Below are 20,741 nucleotides of genomic sequence, written 5' to 3'. Positions count from 1 at the left end.
TTCAACCGGCGGAACTGCTCCAGCGGCAAAGCCGCCGCTGCAGGCTGACCAGCACCTGGTTCGCGATCAGCCCGAGCGCGGCCAGGATCACGATCGACGCGAACATCAGCGGGATCTGGAAATTGTACTGCGCGTTCATCACCTGGAAGCCGATGCCTTTGTTGGCGCCGATCATTTCCGAGGCGATCAGCAGCAGCAGCGCGGTGGTCGCGCCGAGCCTCAACCCGACGAAGATCGAAGGCACGGCGCCCGGCAGCACGACGCGCCGGAATATGGTCAGCCGCCGGGCGCCGTAGACGCGCGCCATTTCGAGCAGCTTCGGATCGACCTCCTTGACGCCGCTGATCGTGTTGAGCAGCAGCGGAAACAGCGTCGCCCAGAAGATGACGAACACTTTGGAGGCCTCACCCAGACCCAGAAGCAGGATGAAGACGGGATAGAGCGCCAGTGCCGAGGTCTGCCGGAACAGTTGCAGGATCGGATCGAGCGCCGTCTCGACGCTGCGGACCTGACCCATGACGAGGCCGAGCGGGATGGCGACCGTCGCCGCCGCGGCGAAGGCGAGGCCGGCGCGCTGCAGGCTGATGGCGACGTCGCCGAGCAGACTGCCCCCGGCGAGGCCCTTCCAGAGCGCTACGACGATCATGTCGATCGGCGGCAACACCGCGGCATTGACCCAGCCGCCACTCGCCGCCGCCTGCCAGAGCGCCAGGAAACCCAGAAGCACGCCATAGCGCGACAGCAGGCGCGCCAGGGTTCGGCCAGCGAGGCTCAGAATATCGGCACCGAGCCCGTTGCCGTTTTCCTGCGCGCCGATGCCGGTCGGCCGTTCAATGTGCTGCAAAGTCATCGTCATGCCTTTCGCTTCAACGCATCATTCGGCGGCGAGCACGGTCGAACGGGCGACCGTCCAGGGGTTCTGCGGCCGCTTGAGGCCAAGATTCTCGCGCAGCGTCCTGCCCTCGTAAGCGGTACGAAACAGGCCGCGCCGCTGTAATTCCGGGATCACCAGGTCGACGAAATCGTCTAGCGCGCCGGGCAGCCATGGCGGCAGGATGTTGAACCCGTCGGCGGCTTCGTTGCTGAACCACTCCTCCAACTGATCGGCGACCTGGGTGGCGCTGCCGATCACGGTGTAGTGGCCTCGTGCGGTCGCGACCCATTGATAGAGCTGGCGGATGGAGAAGTTGTGCTCGTCGGCGATCTGGCGGATCAGCGCCTGGCGGCTTTTCATGCCTTCGGTTTCGCGGCTCGGCGGCAGCGGTCCGTCGAGCGGATAGCCCCTGAGATCGAGAGTTTGTCCGGCAAGCCCGTTGAGCAGCGCGACGCCGTCCTCGGGCAGGATCAGGTCGTTCAATTGCTGATACTTGGCTCGCGCCTCTTCTTCGGTGCGGCCGACAAAGGGCGCCACGCCCGGCATGATCAGCACCTGTTCGGGGTCGCGGCCGGCCGCCGCCACACGGGCCTTGATGTCGCGATAGAATTCCTGCGCGGAGGCAAGGTTCTGATGCGCGGTGAAAATGACTTCAGCCGAGGCGGCCGCTAGCTTGCGCCCATCCTCGGACTGGCCCGCCTGCACGACCACGGGGTGGCCCTGCACCGGGCGCGGCACGTTGAGCGGTCCTTTGACACTGAAATGCTCACCCTTGTGGTCGATGTCGTGGAGCTTGTCCTTGTCGTAGAAGCGGCCCGTTTTCTTGTCGCGGATAAAGGCGTCGTCCTCCCAGCTGTCCCACAGCGCCTTGACCGTCTCGACATGCTCATGCGCTCGCGCGTAGCGCTCGGCATGGTTGGGCTGGATGTCGCGGTTGAAGTTGCGCGCCGTGTCGTCGCCGGCCGAGGTGACGACGTTCCAGCCGGCCCGGCCATTCGACAAGAGGTCGAGCGAGGCGAACTTACGGGCAAGCGTATAGGGCTCCTCATAGGTGGTCGAGGCCGTGGCGATGAATCCGAGATGCGTCGTCAGCGGCGCCAGCGCCGCAAACAAAGTCACCGGTTCGAAGCCCGCGATCTTGGCGTTGCCGCCTTCGCGGGCGCCAAGCCCGACCGTCAGGTTGTCGGCGAGGAAATAGGCATCGAACAGGCCGCGTTCGGCGGTCAGCGCGAGCTGCTTGTGAAACTCGAAATTGGTCGCGCCGTCGGCCGGAGCGTCGGGATGGCGCCAGGCGGCGACATGCTGGCCGCCACCGGGTAGAAAGGCGCCGAGCTTGATCTGTCTCGATTTGATGGTCATGGCTGGGTCCCTCTGTTCGAAAACCATTGGAGTTCAGGCGGCGAGGCCGACGCTGTGTGCCGTCCCGACGGCGCGGGAAACCTCGGCAACCGCCTGCCGGGCGCGGGCATGGATGGCCTCCGACACCAGGACGCCGTCGGCGAAATCCTTGTCCGATGCGTAGATCGCGGTCGGCACGGTCAGCGCCTCGAAAAAACCGAACAGCGGCCGCAGCTGATGTTCGACGATCAGTGAGTGGCGTTCGCCGCCGCCCGTCGCGGCAAGGATGACCGGTTTCCCGCGCAACGACGACGGATCGAGCAGATCGAACAAATGCTTGAAGAGCCCGGTATAGCTGCCCTTGAAGGTCGGCGACCCCGCGACCAGCACATCGGCGCCGACCAGTTGTTCGACGATGGCGCGGGCCGCGGGATCGAGATCGCCGAGGCGCCGTGCCGCCGGCAGCGACGGACCGAGATTTTCAATATCGTATATAGCCGAGGTCGCCCCGATGCGGTTCGCCGTCTCGCCGGCGATATGGCTGATAAAGGCCTTGGTCTTCGATGGGCGGGTCAGGTTGCCGGATATTCCCACCACCAGCTTGTTCGTCATCGGGCTCTCCTCGCGGTCCTTATTCATTAAGACTACCGATTTGGTAGAATTAAATGAGCGAGAAGATTTCAAAACTGGCGGGATAGGGAGATTGAGTTTGCGCCGCAGCGCCTTTCAGTGGTTCGGCAGATGCGGACTTTCGCCGATGGGGTCTCGCCGCTCTCGGACACCGACGGTCGCGGTTGGGCCTTCCTCGGAACGGTTGACGGTGTTCTTGCCCAACATGGCACTGCGCCACGCATTGACGAGCGATCGTCAGGACCCGCCACCTGGTCGGCGGGACCTGCCCCAGCCGGATCAGGCGGATTTCAGCACGGTGAATGGGCGCTTGACGGTCCGCTTTGCCTGGAAACTCCCGGCCGGAGCGGGACGGCCGACATGAAAGCCCTGGACCTTGTCAATGCCGAATTCGCGCATGAGAGCCATCTGCTCGTCCGTTTCAACCCCTTCGACCAGGATTTTGTGGCCGCGGTTTCGGACCAGGGTGACAATGTCCTGGAGCATTGCCTTGCCGTTCGGGGTGGCGCAGTCGTGAAGGAAGGAGCGGTCGATCTTCACCGTATCGAAATCGATCAGACGAAGCCACGAGAGGCCCGCGAAGCCGGTGCCGAAATCATCGAGCCAGATCTTGATCCCCAGCAGCTTCAGGTCGCTGATGCAGCGAAGAATGTCCGAATGCATCTCCATCTCCAGCCCCTCGGTGATCTCGAAGGCCAGCCTGTTGCCGGTTACGCCGGTCTCGCCCAGGATGGTCGCGACCGACGCCGCGAAGCCGGGAGTCTTGAGCTGGATCGGAGAGACGTTGACGCTGACGACGCGCACATGATCGTGCGCAAGGAGTTCGGCGCACACAGTCCTGATAGCCCAGCGCCCGAGTTCCAGGATGGCGCCGGTTCGCTCCGCTACGGGGATGAACAGGCTCGGCGGGACCGATGTGCCGTCCAGCATTTTGAGGCGCATCAAGGCCTCCACCGCTTCCACCCGGTCCGTCGCGACATCCTGGATCGGTTGATAGACCAGTGAAACGAGATCCTGGCCGATCGCGATCTTCAGCAAAGCCGCAATGTTCTCGCTCTCGTCGCTGCTCTGGGGATCGGTTGGGTCGAACAGCCGGGCACAGTTTCGACCGCCTGCCTTTGCCAGATAGAGTGCGCGATCGGCCTCGTGGATGATCTTCTCCAGCTTGGCACCGGTCTGCGTCCTGGTGAATGCAGCGCCAACGCTTACCGTCACGACCGAGATGCCGTCGCGCCGCAGTTCGTGGGTAAGCGCAAGGTTCTCGACGGTGCGGCAAATGGCTTCCGCGATATCTATGATCTGATCCTTGTTCTCCATGCGGGCCAGGACGATGAATTCTTCGCCGCCGTAGCGACCGATCGAGCCATCATATTCCCTGATCATATCCCGCAGGGCATTGGCGACGTGGATAAGGCAACGGTCGCCCTCCTGGTGGCCGTAGCAGTCATTGAACTTTTTGAAGAAGTCCACGTCGATGAGCATCGCCACGAAACTGGTGCCGACCCTTTGCCACTCCCCCCAGTAGTCCCGCAGCTTTTCGTCGATCGCCCGTCGATTCTCCAGCCCCGTAAGCGGATCGGTCCGCGACAGCCGCAGCAGGGCCTTGCCGCGTTCGGTGGCTTCCTTGTGCTGGATTTTGGCTTCCAGCGCGTTCAGGAAGACGTTGTAGCGTTCCTCGTTCAGCTTCCAGTTCACATAGGACGTGAAAGTGAAGCACGAAACATAGAAGGCGCCGAATACCATTTTGTATGTTGCCGTGGCAGGCACAAAATAGTTCACGACATACAAGACACACATGATGATGGTTGACGTCACGATCGACAAGTTGAAACTGAATGTAAAGAATAGATTTGCACTCATCATGAAGATGGTGCCGAATACCATATAGTAAGCGACGCTTTCCTTGTCCGCACTCATAAAGGCCGGGAACAACCAGCCGATATAGCCGAAAATGATGGCCCCGGCGCAAGTCACGTCGAGCCATTCGGTGGCCACTCCCCGGCGAAGTTGCGCCTCCAGGATCGACAGCGCGGTCACGCCGACGGCGAAGCGCGCCATGATCGTATAGGCCGCCACGTCCGGGATCAGCAGCAGATCCGTTGCCGAAAACAGGAGATAGATGGCCACGGCGATCCAGAGCCCAGGCCGGGCTTCCAGTCTTCGCTTCGCCTGGGCTTCCCTCCGGTAAAGGACGCGAAGCTCGTCGGGGCCCGGTTCGTAGCGGGCTTCGTACGGCTCTACATGCGCCATGTCGGCCAGTCTGGATGACACGCGTTCGCTCTCGACAAATCCTGGTTGAAGGGGATTTTGCGTTCCAAGTTCTTTTTTGGCTTCTGCCCCCACGCGGGCCAACTCCCTGGACGCGACGGCGACTGCGCACCTCGCACGACAATGCAACGGCGCGAAACAAATTTCGGTTAATTCGGGCCGGGAATCCAATGCGGCGGGTTTTAACGCGCGAACATGGTTGGCGGGAAATTAAGCATACCGTTAAAATGCGTTCGGGACGACATTGGCAAATCCAGTATTCTACGCAATAAGTTAACTGACTGTTAACTATGGAGTGCGGGTGTGCAAGGTGTCTTTGATGGCCAAAGCCTAATCACTGCCGAGATGATCGCCGGCAGTTTTCCTCGAAAAAAGCCCGAGCATCACGGCGAGGCGTTCGAAACCGCCCGTGCCGAGCTAGCGCTCATTCTCCACGCCACACACCAGCAGGTCGAGGAAGGCAAAGACCCTGCCGAGATCGTTCGTCGCCTGCTGTCCTACCTCAACGCCCTGCGGTCCAAGGTTCATCCCGACGTTTGGCAAGCGTTGATCCCGGTGGCGCAGAACCATCCGATCCTGGACTACTTTCTCCAGGACCCGCTCACCCGGTGGTCATTCACCAAGCCGAGGGGCTATTCCGGCGACGCGCAGTTGCTTGACTACATCTATTGTGATCCGCACGTGGCCGAAAGCGTGGCCGCCGCCTCGGACACCGGGAAAGCACTCTACAGCCATACCAAGGACGTACCGTCCTGCGTGGCGGCGCGGGAACGGCGCGATCTCCTGACCCGGTATGTCGACGAGACGGCGAACAAGAGCGGACCGCAAGCCGAGGTGCTGGCGATCGCCGCCGGTCATTTGCGCGAGGCCAATCGTTCGACCGCCTTGGCCGAGGGCCGCCTCAAGCGTTGGGTTGCGCTCGATCAGGATCCTCAGAGCGTTGGATTGATCGCGCGCGACTTCCAGGGGACCGCGGTCGAGGCCGTCGACGGTTCGGTGCGGACCGTGCTCACCAGGGGCCACAAGCTGGGCAAGTTCGACCTCATCTACGCCTCCGGCCTTTACGACTACCTCCAGCACAACGTCGCCGTGAAACTCACGAAGACTTGCCTGCAGATGCTGAAGCCGAACGGCAGGTTCCTTTTTGCCAACTACGCCGAGGGCAATCCCGACGCCGGCTATCGGGAAACGTTCATGGACTGGGTGCTGCTGCTGCGCTCCGAGGCCGACATGTGGAACATCATCAATGCCAGCGTCGACCGCAACACCGTCGAGGCGCAGGTGTTCTTTGGCGAGAACCGCAACGTGCTGTATGGCGTCATCGAAAAGCGCGGGTAGGCAATTCCAGGAAAAGTGCGCAACGGCTTCCCCGGGAAAAACACGTAGCGCTTTCCCCCGGCAATTGCGTAACGACAAAGAACTGGAGCGGGTCGGCGGTTTTATCGAACACTGACCCGCTCCGGCGACAATCGTGGACTGGGCGCCGGCGTGAGGCCTCGAGCGCTTTCGGCCGGGCGAGTCGTCCCGCCCCGGGGAGCCATTGCCTTTGGATGGTTGCCTTTGGCTTGCACCTCCGGCCGCCTTCCGCTATAGAGCCGCCACCCGCGTAGACACCCTTGGAGGCAACGCGGCGGAAGGCCGCCTCACCCGGCGGCTTTCGACGTTTACGGTCCAGGCGCAATTGCCAACCGCAAACGCTCCAGAACAACGCGAAAGGAAGTGCCATGAGCCACGATACTTACGAGCTCAAGGCCGAAGCGCGCGAACAGGTCGGTAAGGGGTCCGCCCGTGCAGTTCGCCGCAACGGTAAAGTGCCTGCAGTAATTTACGGTGACAAGCAGCCTCCCCTGGCGATCGCTCTCACCTACAAGGACATCTACTACAAGATCCACGGCGGCGGGTTCCTGACCACGATCGCCACGATCGATGTCGACGGCAAGAAGATCCAGGTCCTGCCGAAGGACTTCCAGCTCGACCCGGTCAAGGATTTCCCTGTCCATGTCGACTTCCTGCGCATCGGCAAGGACACCGAGGTCAATGTCGACGTGCCTGTCCACTTCATCAATGAGGACAAGTCGCCCGGCATCAAGCGCGGCGGCGTGCTCAACATCGTGCGTCACGAGGTCGAGTTCCACTGCCCGGCCAATGCGATCCCGGAATTCATCACCGTCGATCTCACCGGCGCCGACATTGGCGATTCGATCCACATCTCGTCGGTTAAGCTGCCGGCCGGCGTCAAGCCCGTCATCTCCGACCGCGACTTCACCATCGCGACCGTCGCCGGTTCGTCGGCGATGAAGCCGGAAACGGAAGAGACGGTCGAGGCTGCACCTGAGGCGGCTCCCGCCGCCGAAGAGAAGTAACTTTTTCACGCCCGGAGCTGACGATGCCGCTTGTCTTTGCAGGCCTCGGCAATCCGGGCGCGAAATATGCCGCCAACCGGCACAATGTCGGCTTCATGGCGGTGGACGCGATCGCCCACCGCCACCCCTTTTCGCCCTGGTCTAAGAAATTCCAAGGCTTGATCGCCGAGGGCACGCTCGGCGGCGAAAAGATCATCCTGATCAAGCCGCAGACCTTCATGAACCGGTCCGGCCAGTCGGTCGGCGAAGCGCTGCGCTTCTACAAGCTCGGCCCCGGGGCGCTGACCGTCTTCTACGACGAGATCGACCTTGCAGCGGGCAAAGTTCGGGTCAAAGTCGGCGGCGGCTCGGGCGGCCACAACGGCATCCGCTCGCTCGACCAGCATGTCGGCAATGCCTATCGCCGGGTACGGATCGGGGTCGGCCATCCCGGCGTCAAGGAGATGGTGCACGGCCATGTGCTCGGCGATTTCGCCAAGGCCGACCGTGAATGGCTGGACGTGTTGCTCGACGCGATCGCCGACGACGCCGGCTTGCTCGCCAAGGGCGACGACAATTCCTTCATGAACCGCATCACGCTGGCGCTGCGCGACAAGCTCGTGCCGACCGGCGACGACGATCGCCCGCCGCCCAAGGCGCCGAAACAGCAAAGCCACGTCCGCCAGGCCCGCCCGCAACAGGCGCCCGCCAAGCTGCCGGGGAGCGGGCCGATGGCCGCCATGCTGAAGAAACTGTTCGGCAACAAGGACTGAGCTTGGGTCCATGGGGCGTTACAGGGCTTGACGTTGATCACCCCTATCGCCCATAGCCCACACCAAATCTCGAATTCCCGATAGGACCGGACAAAATGGGTTTCAAATGCGGCATCGTTGGCTTGCCCAATGTCGGCAAGTCGACGCTTTTCAACGCGCTGACGAGGACGGCCGCCGCGCAGGCCGCCAACTACCCGTTCTGCACCATCGAACCGAACACCGGCGAGGTGGCGGTGCCCGATCCGCGGCTGCAGAAGATCGCGGCGATCGGCAAGTCGAAGGAGATCATCCCGACCCGCATCTCCTTTGTCGACATCGCCGGCCTGGTGCGCGGCGCCTCGAAGGGCGAGGGCCTGGGCAACCAGTTCCTCGCCAACATCCGCGAGGTCGATGCCATCGTGCATGTGCTGCGCTGCTTCGAGGATGACGACATCACCCATGTCGAGGGCCGCATCGACCCGGTCGCCGACGCCGAGACGGTCGAGACCGAGCTGATGCTCGCCGACCTCGAGAGCCTCGAACGCCGTATCGCGCAATTCCGCAAGCGCGCGTCCGGCAAGGACAAGGAAGCCGTGACCGTGCTGCCGATGATGGAGGCAGCGCTTGAGCTTCTGCAGGCAGGCAAGCCGACCCGCATCCTGCTCGACGGCATCTCGGCGGAAGACCTGCGCATTTTGCAGGGCTTGAACCTTCTGACCTCGCATCCCGTGCTCTACGTCTGCAACGTCGCCGAGGCGGACGCGGCCACCGGCAACGAGCACACCAGGGCCGTGGAGCAGATGGCCGCGGCGCAGGGCGCCCGCACCGTCGTCATTTCGGCCGCGATCGAAGCCGAGGTTGCGCAGCTCTCCGACGAGGAAGAGATGGAATTCCTGTCCTCGCTCGGCCTTGACGAGCCCGGCCTGAACAAGGTGATCCGCGCCGGCTACGAATTGTTGCAGCTCATCACCTATTTCACTGTCGGGCCGAAGGAGACGCGCGCCTGGACCGTGCACAAGGGCGCCAAGGCGCCGCAGGCGGCCGGCGTCATCCACACCGATTTCGAGCGCGGCTTCATCCGCGCCCAGACCATCGCCTACAATGATTTCGTCACGCTGGGCGGCGAAGTAGCGGCCAAGGAAGCCGGCAAGGCGCGCGACGAAGGCAAGGAGTATGTCGTGCAGGACGGCGACATCATGCTGTTCAAGTTCAACACTTGAACAGGCCAAGCGGCGTCGCATTCCCGACAGGGTGAGGCCGTATGCAGCCGCCACCGGTCCGGCTTTTTTGCCATTCCCCAGTGAAAGCGGAAGGGCGCGCATGAAAAGGACAATCCCGACCCTGGTTGGTTTCTCGGCCATCCTGACGTGGTCGTTCCTCGCGCTGCTTTCGACCGCCGCGGGGCCGATCCCGCCCTTTCAGCTGGCGGCAATGACGTTTCTGCTCGGAGGCTCAGTCGGAGCAGCCAGCTGGATCGTCCGGCCTTCGGCAGTCAGATCGCTGCGGCAGCCGTGGCAGGTCTGGGCGATCGGCACGGCAGGGCTGTGCATCTATCACTGCGCCTACTTTTTCGCGATCCAGTCGGCCCCGCCGGTCGAGGTGAGCCTGATCGCTTATCTCTGGCCATTGCTGATCGTCTTCTTCGCCGCCTTCCTGCCGGGAGAGCGGCTGAGGCCTCACCACATAGCGGGTGTGATGCTCGGCCTGGCGGGTGCGATCGTCGTCATCACCAAGGGCGGCAGCGTGGGCCTTGCCGACGGCGTGAAGCCGGGTCACGTCATTGCCCTGTTCTGCGCGTTCGTCTGGTCCGGCTATTCCGTCCTGTCGCGCCGTTTCGGCCAGGTGCCGACCGACGTGGTGGCGGTGTACTGCCTCATTACCGCGGTCGTCGCGCTCACCCTCCATCTCACGCTCGAGGCCACGGTCTGGCCCCAGACCATGACGCAATGGAACGCTATCGTCATTCTGGGTGTGATACCGCTCGGCGCCGGCTTCTACGCATGGGACTATGGCTGCAAGCACGGGGACATCATGATCCTGGGCGCGCTTTCCTATGCCGCGCCGCTGTTCTCGGTGATCGTTCTGCTGCTGGCCGGATTTGGCGTGTTCCACTGGTCCGTTGCGCTCGCTTGCGTGCTGATCACGGTCGGTGCGCTGATCGCCGCCAAGGACATGGTGTTCAAGCCGCGAAAAGAGCCCTCCGCGGAGGAAACAGCGCGCGCATAGGCCCTGCGACTGGACGTGGCTATTCCCCCGCCACCGTCCTTCCGCTCACCCACACCTTGGCAATGTTGGCGCGTGCCGCGTTGAGCACGATCTTCTGGAAGACATCGTCGAGCGTGTCGTCCGCCATGCTGATATGGATGTTCGAGGCCTTCGCCATCGTGTCGATCAGCAGCGCGTCGAATTCATGGCCGACGCGAAAGCTGCCCGTCGGCAGGTCGAGCGCTTCGGCACCCCCGGCGGTGGCCAGCCAGAACGCCTCCTGATGCGTGATCGGCGCGCCGGGCGCGCCGCGCTGCGCTGCGTCCATGCCGGCATGGACACCGCTCTGCAGCGTCCTCGAGGCTGACAGCGCATGCCGGCAGCCGTCGAAGAGCGACGGGCTGTAGCCGCCGGAAATGTCCGTCCCGAGCCCGACATGCATGTGCCGGTCCAGCGCTTCGCGCAGCGGAAATACCGCATTGGCGAAATAGAAGTTGGACAGCGGGCAATGCGCGACGCCAGCCCTCTTCTCCTTGATGAGGTCCATATCCCGCCCGTCGATGAAATTCGAATGCGCCAGGATGGTGCGGCGCGTCAGCAGGCCGAAATCGTCCAGGCTTGCCGCGTCGGTGCGGCCGAGGCGCGTCTCGACGAATTCTTTCGCCCAATCGCTCTCCGAGCAATGTGTCTGCACGTGGCAGCCGAACTCGGAAGCGAGTTCGCCCAGGCCTTGCAGCGCCGCATCCGTGCAGCTTGGGATGAAGCGCGGGGTTATCACCGGCCGGACCAGCGGCCTTTCGCCCGAAGCCATCGCCCTCACCGCCTCGATGAACCGCCTGGTGTCCGACACCGCGCTTGCCGCGTCGGCATCGCGATAGAAAGGCGGGCACTGCTCGGGATCGTCCATCGCCACCTTGCCGACCAAAGCGCGCTGGCCCTTTTCGAGGCATATCTCGGCAAGCGCCAGGCTGGCCTCGACATGGACGGTGGCGAAATAGAGCGCCGTGGTGGTGCCGTTGGCGAGAAGGTTATCGACCAGGTCGGCATAGACCTCGCGGGCGTAGCCGACGTCGGCATAGCGCGCCTCGAGCGGAAACGTGTATTTTTGCAGCCAGACCTCGAGCGGCACGTCCAGTGCCTTGCCCATTTGCGGCCATTGCGGCGCATGGATGTGCAGGTCGATCAGGCCGGGCAGCAGGAACTGGCCCTCGCCGAGCTCCACCAGCCTGCCCGCCTGGCGGGCATCGCTCTTCCTCGCTGCATATTCGGGATCGCCGGGTGCGAGAATCTCCGCGATCCGTCCCCGTGCATCGATGCTGAACAGATGGTCCTTCAGCACCTCCAGCCGGCCGCGCTCGGGCGTGTGGAAGGCGGTGCCAAGCAGCGTGAAGGCCTCTCTTGTCATGGATCGCTCCGGTTGCGCTGGCGTGTGTGGCCGTTATTGCATGGCGCGCAAGAAAACAGTTGGCAAACCCTTGCGCCGCTGTCCTTTGGCGCCGACTGATCCCATGATCGGCCGGGAAATTCCAGAGGGGACATCATGGAACGCACTGCACCGGAAATCACCTTGATCGCTCAGCCGGACGATCCGCTGCCACTGGGCAAGGCCGCCCTGCTCGGCCTCCAGCACGTGCTGGCGATGGATGTTTACATCGTGCCGTTCATCATCGCATCGGTCCTGGCCTTCAGCGCGGGCGATGCCGGCGCCTTCATCCAGTCGGCCTTCGTCGCGGCGGGCATCGCGACCCTGATCCAGTCGCAGCTCCTCATGCGCCTGCCGGTGGTGCAGGGACCGTCCTTTGTGCCGATCGGCGCGGTGCTGGCCATAGCCTTCGGCGCCGGCGGCGGCATTGCCGGTCTTTCCGCCGTGATCGGAGCGCTCATTCCCGGCGCCATACTGGTCATGCTGCTCGGTTCGCCGACGGGGCTCTTCCATCGCCTGGTGGACCGCTTTGTCCCGCCCATCGTCGGCGGCGCCATCATCATCGTCGTCGGCATCGCGCTGATGCCGGTCGCACTCCGCGAAAGCGTGTTCGCGGTCCACGGTACTGCCACCGTCGGCGGCAATATCATCCTTGCCTTTGTTGCGGCGGCGGTGCTCGTCGGCTGCATGCTGACCGGCATGGCGCTCGGCGCAAAGGGCGCCTGGCTGCGCCTGCTCTCCGTGATCATCGCACTTGTGGCCGGCTGCGTGGCCGCCGCCTCCATGAGCCAACTCAACATGGGAGCGGTCTCCGAGGCGACCTGGTTTTCGATGCCGCGCGTCGCATTCCTCAACCTCGACGTGACGTTCTCGCTCTCGGCGACGCTCACGATGCTCATCGTCTATATCGTGGTCCTCGCCGAAACCACCGGCACCTGGTTCGCCGTCGGCGCCGTCATCGACAAGCCCCTGTCGAACGAACAGCTCGACAGGGGCGCCACCGGCGAAGGCCTCGGTTGCCTGGTCAGCGCACTGCTTTGCAGCACCCCGGTCACCGGCTATTCGTCGAATGCCGGCATCATCGCCATCACCGGCATCGCCAGCCGCGCCGCCTTCGCCGCGGCAGGCATCTTCCTGGTCCTGTTCGGACTGATCGGCAAACTGTCGGCGGTCATCGCCTCGATCCCGGGCCCGGTCATCGGCGGCGTCTTCGGCGTGCTCTGCGTCGTCATCGCAATGAACGGGTTCCGCGTCGTGCGCGGCACGCCGCTGACGGAAAGGAACATGCTGGTCGTCGGCCTGCCGATCCTGATGGCCCTGTTTGCCACGCTTGCGCCGCCGGATTTCGTCAAGACACTTCCCGATATCGTGCAGTACATTCTGGGCTCGTCCATCGCCTTCGGCGCCGTCTGGGCTATCGTGCTGCACCAGATCCTGCCGAGCGCCCGATAGGGACATTCGCAGGCCGGCCCCGGCGGGTCCGGCCTGCTCTCCACGATAAGCCCGAAGCGCTGTCGATGACCCGACCTGTCGAAGCTCTCATACTGCCGGCTGCTCGACGAATTTTTCTGAGCGCCCCCGGTGTCGGCCCCCAGTCCGGCTTGTCTTGATTTTGTCATGCCGCAAGTCTAAGCGGCGGGCACAGGCTCGGCGCACGAAGCATAGTGCGATCCGATCCGACGCAGCAATCCGAACGCGCTTTCCGGCAAGGAGATCTGGCGATGATCAAGGCTTTCGTCGTGGACAATGATCGCCTGCGTCTCACCGACGATCTCCTGGCCAATGGCGACAAGGTCGTCTGGGCCGATCTCGCCAATCCGACCAAGGACGAAGAAGCCACCATCGAAAGCTGGCTCGGCATCGCCATCCCGACCCGCGAGGAAATGGAGGAGATCGAGATTTCCAGCCGCCTCTATATCGAGGACGGCGCCTACTTCATGACCGCCACCTTGCCCGCACAGACCGAGGTCGACGATCCCCTGATCTCGCCGGTCACCTTCGCGCTCGCCGGCAACAGGCTGGTCACCGTGCGCTATCACGAACCGAAGGCGTTCAAGACCTTCCCCCTGCGCGCCGAGAAGGTGGCGACCGGCTGCACCAGCGGCGACACCATCCTGATCGGCCTGCTGGAAGCGATCGTCGACCGGCTCGCCGACATCCTCGAGCGCGCCGGCCGTGACGTCGAAGCGATCTCCCGCGACATTTTCGAGGCGCGGTCGACCAAGGTGTCGAAGCGCAACCGTGACTTCCAGGAACTCTTGAAGGGCATCGGCCGCAAGGAGGACATCGCCTCCTCCGTGCGCGACAGCCTGATCTCCTTGCAGCGGCTGGCCGGCTTCCTCGCCCATGTCGCGACCCAGGCCAAGATGAGCAAGGACATCCGCGCCCGCATCAAGACCTTGTCGCGCGACGTGCTTTCTCTTGCCGACCACGCCACCTTCCTGTCGCAGAAGATCTCCTTCCTGCTCGACGCCACGCTCGGCATGATCTCGATCGAGCAGAACGCCATCATCAAGATCTTCTCGGTCGCCGCCGTCATCTTCCTGCCGCCGACACTGGTCGCCTCGATCTACGGCATGAATTTCGACATCATCCCCGAGCTCAAATGGGAGCTCGGTTATCCGTTCGCGATCGCCATGATGGTTCTGTCGGCGATCCTGCCCTTCTGGTATTTCCGCCGCCGCGGCTGGCTATGATCACAACGGCCGGCCGATCGCCCGCGGCTGGCTCACCAGAAAGGGCTTGACCAAACGCCGTCGGGCCTGCATCCGGGTTTGCCGATCCATGTGGATCGCGCGTTCTGCAACCGGATTCCACGCCATGACTGGAAAGACATGGGCCTATGAGGACTTCGTCGAAGGAGCCTCGTTCGACCTCGGCACCAAACAGGTGAGCGCGGCCGAGATCATCGAGTTCGCCAGCGAATTCGATGCCCAGCCCATGCATCTCGACGAGGAGGCCGGCAAGGCAAGCATCCTGGGCGGCCTCTCGGCCTCGGGCTGGCATACCTGCGCCATGTTCATGCGCATGCTGTGCGATGCCTTCCTGCTGGACTCGACCTGCCAGGGCGCGCCCGGCGTCGATCAGGTCAAATGGAAGAAGCCGGTGCTGGCCGGCGACACGCTCAAGGGCAGTCTCGTCGTCCTCGCCAAGCGTCCTTCGAAAACGAAGCCCCAGCTCGGCTTCGTGACCATGCGCAGCGAGCTGGTCAACCAGCGCGGCGAAAGCGTCTTCGAGCTCGAGAATTCCGTCATGTTCCTCACGCGCAATGCCGCAGGGAGCCTCGCATGACGCTCGACGAATTCTTCCGCGTCGGTACCACCGTCACGCTGGGCTCGCATACGTTCGAAGCCGAGGCGATCAAGGCCTTCGCCCGCAAATACGACCCCCAGGTCTTCCACGTCGATGAGGACGCCGCGAAGAAAAGCGTGCTGGGCGGGCTGTGTGCGTCCGGCTGGCATACCGCCGCCACCTGGATGAAGCTCAACCTCGAAACCCGCATGGACGCCGAGTGGACCGGCCCTGGCCCGGCGCCCGAATTCGGCCCCTCGCCCGGCTTCAAGAACCTGAAATGGCTGAAGCCGGTCTATGCCGGGCAGACCGTGACCTTCACCCGTACCGTCCTTTCCCACCGCCCGATCGCCTCACGTCCGGGCTGGCGGATACTGACCTTGCGCTCGGAAGCCTTCGATTCGACCGGCGACAAGGTACTGGAATTCGAGAGCGCCGTGCTGGTTAAGGTGGAGTAGTGGCGCCTCTTCCTTCTTCCAGGGGGGAGAAGGAGGAACTGCTCTCTCAATGTCCCTCGAACCCGATCAGCGTCCGCACCGGCACGCCGAGCGCTTCCAGCTTGGCGCGGCCGCCGAGATCCGGCAGGTCGATGACGAAGCAGGCGGCAAGGATATCGGCGCCGATCTGGCGCAGGAGATTCACCGCCGCCTCCGCCGTGCCGCCGGTGGCGATCAGGTCGTCCACCAGGATCACTTTCTCGCCCGGCGACACGCCGTCCTTGTGCATCTCCATCTCGTCCAGCCCGTATTCCAGGCTGTAGGCGACTCGCACCGTCTCGTAAGGCAGCTTGCCCTTCTTGCGGATCGGCACGAAGCCGGCGGAGAGCTGATGGGCGACGGCGCCGCCGAGGATAAAGCCGCGCGCTTCTATGCCGGCGATCTTGTCGATCTTCTCGCCGGCGTAGGGATGCACCAGCTCATCGATTGCGCGGCGGAAAGCGCGCGCATTGCCGAGCAGCGTGGTGATGTCGCGGAACAATATGCCGGGCTTGGGATAGTCCGGGATGGTGCGGATCGCCGCCAGCAGCGTGTCTTCCAGCGAAGGTTTCATGAGGCGGCTCCGGATGGTCCAGTTTCGGCGGAAAGGCGTGAAATGGCGCTGCGCCAAATCTAACCCGGCGCGACCGACAACGGCTAGCGCTATGTGGCGGCCGAGACAAGCGCATCCGGCGAAAGGACCACATACGTCCAAAGGCTTGCCTCTGCCGGCGCCGCGATCTTTCGCATCGAAGCGATGGCCATCACCGAAAACGCAAATTCTCGCGGGTCAACTGTTCGATCGAGCTGCACCCCATCAGCTTCATGCCGCGTTCGATCTCGATGCGCATCTGCTCGAGTGCCCGTTCGACGCCAGGCTGGCCCGCCGCCGCCAGCGGAAACAGATAGTAGCGTCCGACGCCGACGGCCTTGGCGCCGAGCGACAGCGCCTTGAGCACATGTGTGCCGCGCTGCACGCCGCCATCCATGATGACGTCGATCTTGTCGCCGACCGCGTCGACGATTTCGGCGAGCTGGTCGAAAGCCGCCCGCGAACCGTCCAGCTGCCGGCCGCCATGGTTCGACAGCACGATGCCCTTGCAGCCGATCTCGACGGCGCGCCTGGCATCCTCCACCGACATGACGCCCTTGAGGCAGAATGGTCCCGGCCAGAGCCTCACCATCTCGGCGACGTCGTCCCACGTCATCGACGGATCGAGCATTTCGGTGAAGTAGCGGCTGATCGACATCGTGCCGCCGCCCATGTCGACATGCTCGTCCAGCTGCGGCAGCTTGAACGCCTCATGCGTGAAATAGTTGATCGCCCAGGCAGGCTTCAGTGCGAACTGGGTCATTCCCGCCAGGTTGAGCTTGAAGGGAATCGCAAAACCGGTGCGCTTGTCGCGCTCGCGGTTTCCCCCGGTGATGCTGTCGACGGTCAGCATCATCACTTCGACGCCGACCTCCCGTGCCCGCTGCATCATCGCCCGGTTGAGGCCCCGATCACGATGGAAGTAAAACTGATAGACCTGTGGTCCACTGCTGATTTTTCGCACTTCCTCGAGGCTGACGGTGCCGAGCGAGGAGACGCCGAACATGGTGCCGTACTTTGCAGCGGCCCTGGCGACCGCCCGTTCGCCCTGATGGTGGAACAGCCGCTGGAGGGCGGTCGGCGAACAGTAGAACGGCATCGCCAGCTTCTGGCCCATGACGGTCACCGACATGTCGACCTCGCTCACCCCGCGCAGCACGTTGGGAACGAGGTCGCAGGTCTCGAAGCTCTCGGTGTTGCGGCGGTAGGTGACCTCGTCGTCCGCCGCGCCGTCGATATAGTTGAAGATCGGCCCCGGCAGCCGCCGCTGCGCCATGCGGCGGAAATCCGAAAAATTGTGACAGTCGTTGAGCCGCATCATGGAACCCCAAACGCCCTATAGGCGGCAAACCTTTCGCCGCCGTCGGGGCGTCGAATAGCAATCGCCTGCCGCGCTGCCAACCGGCTTGTTGGACAAGAAAGCGACCACCTCATGCGCCAGCCCCTTCGGCAAGCAAAAAGGGCGCCTCGCGGGCGCCCTTTCTCGATCTGCGGCCGCGCGGCTTAGTGCGCGACGCCTTCCCAAACCTTGCGCTTCGTCATGTAGACCAGTGCGCCGAACAGGAGCAGGAACACCAAGACCCGGAAGCCGGTCTTCTTGCGGGCTTCCATATGCGGCTCGGCCGCCCACGCCAGGAACGCCGACACATCGCGGGAGTACTGGTCGACGGTCTGCGGCGCGCCGTCGTCATAGGTCACCTGGCCGTCGGAAAGCGGCTTGGGCATCTTCAGCGACACACCGGACATGAAGTACGGATTGTAGTGCGTGCCCTCCGGGATGACCATTCCAGCCGGGGGCGTCTGGTCGTAGCCGGTCAGCAGCGAGTGGATGTAGTCCGGGCCGCCTGCATCATACTGGGTGAAGATGTCGAAGACGAACTGCGGAAAGCCGCGCTCGACGCCGCGCGCCTTGGCCAGCAGCGACATGTCGGGGGGAGCCGCGCCACCGTTGGAGGCGGCAGCGGCCTCCTGGTTGGCGAACGGCGCCGGGAAATGGTCGGACGGCTTGCCGGGACGGTCGAACATGTCGCCGGCATCGTTGGGGCCGTCATGGATGGTGTATTCGGCCGCCAGCGTCTTGATCTGCGCGTCGGAATAGCCGAGGTCCGAAAGCGTGCGGAACGCCACCAAGTTCATCGAATGGCAGGCGGAGCAGACTTCCTTGTAGACCTTGAGGCCGCGCTGCAGCTGCGCCTTGTCATAGGTGCCGAACGGGCCGGTGAAGCTCCAGTCCATTTCCTTCGGTTCGTTGATCGGGAAATGCGTCGGCGCCGCCGCGTTATGCGCCTCTTCAGCCGCGATCGCCCAAGTGCCCGCGGCCCCAATGCCGGCGGCCACAAGGCCGACCAGCGCAAGCGAGGTGAGAATCTTTTTCATGCCAAATCCCCTTAGATTCTCTACCGCTCAGCCTTTGGTCTCAGGTGCCGCCGTGGCGCCAGCCGGATGCCCGCTGCCGCCCTTGTTCTTCTCGAGCACCGCCTCGGTGATCGAGTTCGGCAGTCTGCGCGGCGTCTCGATCAGGCCGAGCACCGGCATGATGATCAGGAAGAAGGCGAAGTAGAACAGCGTCGCCATCTGCGCCATGAACACATAGCTGCCTTCCGCCGGCTGCGAGCCCAGCCAGCCAAGCAGGATGGCATCGGCCACGAACAGCCAGAAGAACAGCTTGTACCAGGGCCGGTAGACCGCCGAGCGCACCTTGGAGGTGTCGAGCCACGGCACCAGGAACAGCATGGCGATAGCACCGAACATGCACAGCACGCCGCCGAGCTTGGAGTTGATCGGCCCTATGTTGAAGGTGATGGCGCGCAGGATCGCGTAGAACGGCAGGAAGTACCATTCCGGAACGATATGGGCTGGTGTCTTCAGCGGGTTGGCGACCGTGTAGTTGTCGGGGTGGCCGAGATAGTTCGGCAGATAGAAGACGAAATAGGCGAAGAAGAACAGGAACACGATCATGCCGAACGCGTCCTTGATGGTCGCGTAAGGGGTGAAGGCGACGGTGTCGGTCTTCGACTTGACCTCGATGCCGGTCGGGTTCGACTGGCCCACGACATGCAGCGCCCAGATGTGCAGCACGACCACGCCGGCAATCATGAACGGCAAGAGGTAGTGCAGTGCAAAGAAGCGCTGCAGCGTCGGATTGTCGACCGCAAAGCCGCCGAGCAGCAATTGCTGGATCCACTCGCCGACCAGCGGGATCGCGCTGAAGAAGCCGGTGATGACGGTGGCACCCCAGAAGCTCATCTGCCCCCAGGGCAGCACGTAGCCCATGAAGCCGGTCGCCATCATCAGGAGGTAGATGATGCAGCCGAGGATCCACAGCAGCTCGCGCGGTGCCTTGTAAGAGCCGTAATAGAGACCGCGGAAGATATGAATGTAGACGGCGACGAAGAAGAACGACGCGCCGTTGGAGTGCATATAGCGCAGCAGCCATCCGGAATTTACGTCGCGCATGATCTTCTCGACCGAATCGAAGGCGAGCGTGGTGTCGTTCGAGTAGTGCATGGCCAGCACGATGCCGGTCAGGATCTGCGCCACCAGCATGATCGACAGGATGCCGCCGAATGTCCAGGCATAGTTGAGATTGCGCGGCACCGGATAGGCGACGAAGCTGTCATAGATCAGCCGCGGCAGAGGCATGCGCGCATCGAACCAGCGCTCGATACCGGTCTTGGGCGTATAGGTCGAGTGTCCCTCGCTCATCGAAATATCCCCTGCCTCAACCGATAAGGATCTTGGTATCGGAAATGAACTTGAATACCGGCACAGCCATGTTCTCGGGCGCCGGGCCTTTGCGGATGCGGCCGGCGGTGTCGTATTGCGAACCGTGGCATGGGCAGAACCAGCCGCCGAAATCGCCTTCCTGGCCGAGCGGAATGCAGCCCAGATGCGTGCAGACCTGAACCATCACCATCCAGGCTTCCTTGCCGGGCGTGGTGCGGTTGGCATCGGTCGCCGGCGCGTCGGCCGGCAGGTTGGCATTGCGGGCGATCGGATCCTTGAGATCGGCGAGATTGACGGCCTCGCCGTCCTTCATCTCCTGTTCGGTGCGGTTGCGCACCACGACCGGCTTGCCGCGCCACTTGACGATCAGCGACATGCCCGGCGTCAGTGAGGAGACGTCGACCTCGACCGACGCGAGCGCCAGCGTCGAGGCATCGGGGCGCATCTGGTCGATGAACGGCCAGGCGACGGCGCCCGCGCCGACCACGGCGGCCATGCCGGTGGCGACGTAGAGAAAATCTCGACGGTTGGGATCCTGGGTGTCGGTTGCGCTCACGGGTGCCTGATCCTTTCGCCTCTTCCGTGCCGGTGGCCGAGCCTTGTTCCCCGCCCATTCACGCCAACCCGACAGCGCATGGCGAACAGGCTAGCGAATTCCTCCGGCATTTGGGCTTCGGTTTATGCGTGAAGTCCGTTTTTGTCCAGACGGGTGAAGGCACAAGGGCAGATTGTCGCGGGGGCAGAATCCGCCACCGCCCGACAAGACGGCGAATGGCCGTGAAACACCGCCAAACAACCGGGAAACAACGGCTAATCCGGCGTCC

The 20,741-nt window shown here is 63.3% G+C and carries 19 protein-coding genes; 9 read left to right on the top strand and 10 right to left on the bottom strand.

The genetic code is table 11. From position 1 onward, the window contains the following. Nucleotide 1: 1 nt before the first annotated feature. The 4 genes from LB551_RS00480 to LB551_RS00465 form a co-directional block, all read right to left on the bottom strand. Nucleotides 2-850: an ABC transporter permease gene (locus LB551_RS00480; RefSeq protein ID WP_140550013.1), complete on the bottom strand. Its 849-nt coding sequence runs from the start codon at nucleotides 848-850 to the stop codon at nucleotides 2-4. Nucleotides 851-874: 24 nt separating this feature from the next. Then, entirely contained in the window at nucleotides 875-2,233 is a 1,359-nt protein-coding gene (locus LB551_RS00475) for an LLM class flavin-dependent oxidoreductase (protein WP_224657834.1), read from the bottom strand. A gap of 33 nt (nucleotides 2,234-2,266) precedes the next feature. Continuing rightward, complete coding sequence (msuE, locus tag LB551_RS00470) at nucleotides 2,267-2,824, bottom strand: FMN reductase (RefSeq protein WP_224657833.1); 558 nt, start codon at nucleotides 2,822-2,824, stop codon at nucleotides 2,267-2,269. Between the two features lie 297 nt (nucleotides 2,825-3,121). Next, a complete protein-coding gene (locus LB551_RS00465; protein WP_224658174.1) occupies nucleotides 3,122-5,092 on the bottom strand; it encodes a putative bifunctional diguanylate cyclase/phosphodiesterase in 1,971 nt (656 codons plus the stop codon). 321 nt (nucleotides 5,093-5,413) lie between these two features. On the opposite strand from LB551_RS00465, the gene LB551_RS00460 reads away from it, so the two are divergent. The 5 genes from LB551_RS00460 (at nucleotide 5,414) to LB551_RS00440 (ending at nucleotide 10,430) form a co-directional block, all read left to right on the top strand. Further along, nucleotides 5,414-6,448: a class I SAM-dependent methyltransferase gene (locus LB551_RS00460; RefSeq protein ID WP_224657832.1), complete on the top strand. Its 1,035-nt coding sequence runs from the start codon at nucleotides 5,414-5,416 to the stop codon at nucleotides 6,446-6,448. Between the two features lie 386 nt (nucleotides 6,449-6,834). Then, nucleotides 6,835-7,473, top strand: coding sequence for a 50S ribosomal protein L25/general stress protein Ctc (locus tag LB551_RS00455; RefSeq protein ID WP_140496025.1), 639 nt, complete (start codon nucleotides 6,835-6,837; stop codon nucleotides 7,471-7,473). Between the two features lie 23 nt (nucleotides 7,474-7,496). Beyond that, a complete protein-coding gene (gene pth / locus LB551_RS00450) occupies nucleotides 7,497-8,225 on the top strand; it encodes an aminoacyl-tRNA hydrolase (protein WP_224657831.1) in 729 nt (242 codons plus the stop codon). Between the two features lie 95 nt (nucleotides 8,226-8,320). Next, the gene (gene ychF / locus LB551_RS00445) at nucleotides 8,321-9,424 is read left to right on the top strand and encodes a redox-regulated ATPase YchF (protein ID WP_224657830.1); all 1,104 of its coding nucleotides are present in this window, start codon (nucleotides 8,321-8,323) and stop codon (nucleotides 9,422-9,424) included. Between the two features lie 100 nt (nucleotides 9,425-9,524). Next, nucleotides 9,525-10,430 carry a DMT family transporter gene (locus LB551_RS00440; protein WP_224657829.1) on the top strand — a complete coding sequence of 302 codons (906 nt, stop codon included), beginning with the start codon at nucleotides 9,525-9,527 and terminating at the stop codon, nucleotides 10,428-10,430. 19 nt (nucleotides 10,431-10,449) lie between these two features. Here LB551_RS00440 and guaD read toward each other — a convergent pair whose 3' ends face one another. Continuing rightward, nucleotides 10,450-11,814 (bottom strand): guanine deaminase, encoded by a 1,365-nt coding sequence (gene guaD, locus LB551_RS00435; RefSeq protein WP_224657828.1) that lies wholly within the window; start codon nucleotides 11,812-11,814, stop codon nucleotides 10,450-10,452. Nucleotides 11,815-11,949: 135 nt separating this feature from the next. Here guaD and LB551_RS00430 point away from each other — a divergent pair, with 135 nt between their 5' ends. The 4 genes from LB551_RS00430 (at nucleotide 11,950) to LB551_RS00415 (ending at nucleotide 15,581) form a co-directional block, all read left to right on the top strand. Then, nucleotides 11,950-13,284 (top strand): uracil-xanthine permease family protein, encoded by a 1,335-nt coding sequence (locus LB551_RS00430; RefSeq protein ID WP_224657827.1) that lies wholly within the window; start codon nucleotides 11,950-11,952, stop codon nucleotides 13,282-13,284. Nucleotides 13,285-13,553: 269 nt separating this feature from the next. After that, entirely contained in the window at nucleotides 13,554-14,528 is a 975-nt protein-coding gene (gene corA / locus LB551_RS00425) for a magnesium/cobalt transporter CorA (RefSeq protein ID WP_140549856.1), read from the top strand. 124 nt (nucleotides 14,529-14,652) lie between these two features. Next, complete coding sequence (locus tag LB551_RS00420; protein ID WP_224657826.1) at nucleotides 14,653-15,123, top strand: MaoC family dehydratase; 471 nt, start codon at nucleotides 14,653-14,655, stop codon at nucleotides 15,121-15,123. Continuing rightward, nucleotides 15,120-15,581, top strand: coding sequence for a MaoC family dehydratase (locus LB551_RS00415; protein WP_140549855.1), 462 nt, complete (start codon nucleotides 15,120-15,122; stop codon nucleotides 15,579-15,581). The genes LB551_RS00420 and LB551_RS00415 overlap by 4 nt, the downstream gene beginning before the upstream one ends. Before the next feature lie 46 nt (nucleotides 15,582-15,627). Here LB551_RS00415 and LB551_RS00410 read toward each other — a convergent pair whose 3' ends face one another. The 5 genes from LB551_RS00410 to petA form a co-directional block, all read right to left on the bottom strand. Continuing rightward, on the bottom strand, nucleotides 15,628-16,173 hold the full coding sequence (locus tag LB551_RS00410) for an adenine phosphoribosyltransferase (RefSeq protein ID WP_140496033.1): 546 nt from the start codon (nucleotides 16,171-16,173) through the stop codon (nucleotides 15,628-15,630). A gap of 190 nt (nucleotides 16,174-16,363) precedes the next feature. Then, entirely contained in the window at nucleotides 16,364-17,509 is a 1,146-nt protein-coding gene (locus LB551_RS00405; protein ID WP_224658173.1) for an alpha-hydroxy acid oxidase, read from the bottom strand. A 185-nt stretch (nucleotides 17,510-17,694) separates the two neighbouring features. After that, nucleotides 17,695-18,567: a cytochrome c1 gene (locus LB551_RS00400; RefSeq protein WP_224623772.1), complete on the bottom strand. Its 873-nt coding sequence runs from the start codon at nucleotides 18,565-18,567 to the stop codon at nucleotides 17,695-17,697. Between the two features lie 27 nt (nucleotides 18,568-18,594). Next, nucleotides 18,595-19,896, bottom strand: coding sequence for a cytochrome b (locus tag LB551_RS00395; protein ID WP_140549852.1), 1,302 nt, complete (start codon nucleotides 19,894-19,896; stop codon nucleotides 18,595-18,597). A 16-nt stretch (nucleotides 19,897-19,912) separates the two neighbouring features. Further along, complete coding sequence (gene petA, locus LB551_RS00390; RefSeq protein WP_027024461.1) at nucleotides 19,913-20,473, bottom strand: ubiquinol-cytochrome c reductase iron-sulfur subunit; 561 nt, start codon at nucleotides 20,471-20,473, stop codon at nucleotides 19,913-19,915. Between the last annotated feature and the right edge of the window lie 268 nt (nucleotides 20,474-20,741).

Origin of the sequence: Mesorhizobium sp. BR1-1-2 (genome assembly GCF_020165435.1) — a bacterium.
Lineage (GTDB): Bacteria > Pseudomonadota > Alphaproteobacteria > Rhizobiales > Rhizobiaceae > Mesorhizobium.
Note: the sequence above shows the minus strand (reverse complement) of the source record. Positions and strands in the feature narration are given on the sequence as shown.

Excerpts from the sequence above, each read along its gene's own strand:
- LB551_RS00430 (WP_224657827.1), top strand. The coding sequence starts at position 11,950 with ATGGAACGCACTGCACCGGAAATCACCTTGATCGCTCAGCCGGACGAT.
- pth (WP_224657831.1), top strand. The coding sequence starts at position 7,497 with ATGCCGCTTGTCTTTGCAGGCCTCGGCAATCCGGGCGCGAAATATGCC.
- LB551_RS00405 (WP_224658173.1), bottom strand. The coding sequence starts at position 17,509 with ATGCGGCTCAACGACTGTCACAATTTTTCGGATTTCCGCCGCATGGCG.
- ychF (WP_224657830.1), top strand. The coding sequence starts at position 8,321 with ATGGGTTTCAAATGCGGCATCGTTGGCTTGCCCAATGTCGGCAAGTCG.
- guaD (WP_224657828.1), bottom strand. The coding sequence starts at position 11,814 with ATGACAAGAGAGGCCTTCACGCTGCTTGGCACCGCCTTCCACACGCCC.
- LB551_RS00475 (WP_224657834.1), bottom strand. The coding sequence starts at position 2,233 with ATGACCATCAAATCGAGACAGATCAAGCTCGGCGCCTTTCTACCCGGT.
- LB551_RS00440 (WP_224657829.1), top strand. The coding sequence starts at position 9,525 with ATGAAAAGGACAATCCCGACCCTGGTTGGTTTCTCGGCCATCCTGACG.
- LB551_RS00415 (WP_140549855.1), top strand. The coding sequence starts at position 15,120 with ATGACGCTCGACGAATTCTTCCGCGTCGGTACCACCGTCACGCTGGGC.
- LB551_RS00465 (WP_224658174.1), bottom strand. The coding sequence starts at position 5,092 with ATGGCGCATGTAGAGCCGTACGAAGCCCGCTACGAACCGGGCCCCGAC.
- msuE (WP_224657833.1), bottom strand. The coding sequence starts at position 2,824 with ATGACGAACAAGCTGGTGGTGGGAATATCCGGCAACCTGACCCGCCCA.
- LB551_RS00455 (WP_140496025.1), top strand. The coding sequence starts at position 6,835 with ATGAGCCACGATACTTACGAGCTCAAGGCCGAAGCGCGCGAACAGGTC.
- LB551_RS00420 (WP_224657826.1), top strand. The coding sequence starts at position 14,653 with ATGACTGGAAAGACATGGGCCTATGAGGACTTCGTCGAAGGAGCCTCG.
- LB551_RS00400 (WP_224623772.1), bottom strand. The coding sequence starts at position 18,567 with ATGAAAAAGATTCTCACCTCGCTTGCGCTGGTCGGCCTTGTGGCCGCC.
- LB551_RS00480 (WP_140550013.1), bottom strand. The coding sequence starts at position 850 with ATGACTTTGCAGCACATTGAACGGCCGACCGGCATCGGCGCGCAGGAA.
- LB551_RS00395 (WP_140549852.1), bottom strand. The coding sequence starts at position 19,896 with ATGAGCGAGGGACACTCGACCTATACGCCCAAGACCGGTATCGAGCGC.
- corA (WP_140549856.1), top strand. The coding sequence starts at position 13,554 with ATGATCAAGGCTTTCGTCGTGGACAATGATCGCCTGCGTCTCACCGAC.
- LB551_RS00410 (WP_140496033.1), bottom strand. The coding sequence starts at position 16,173 with ATGAAACCTTCGCTGGAAGACACGCTGCTGGCGGCGATCCGCACCATC.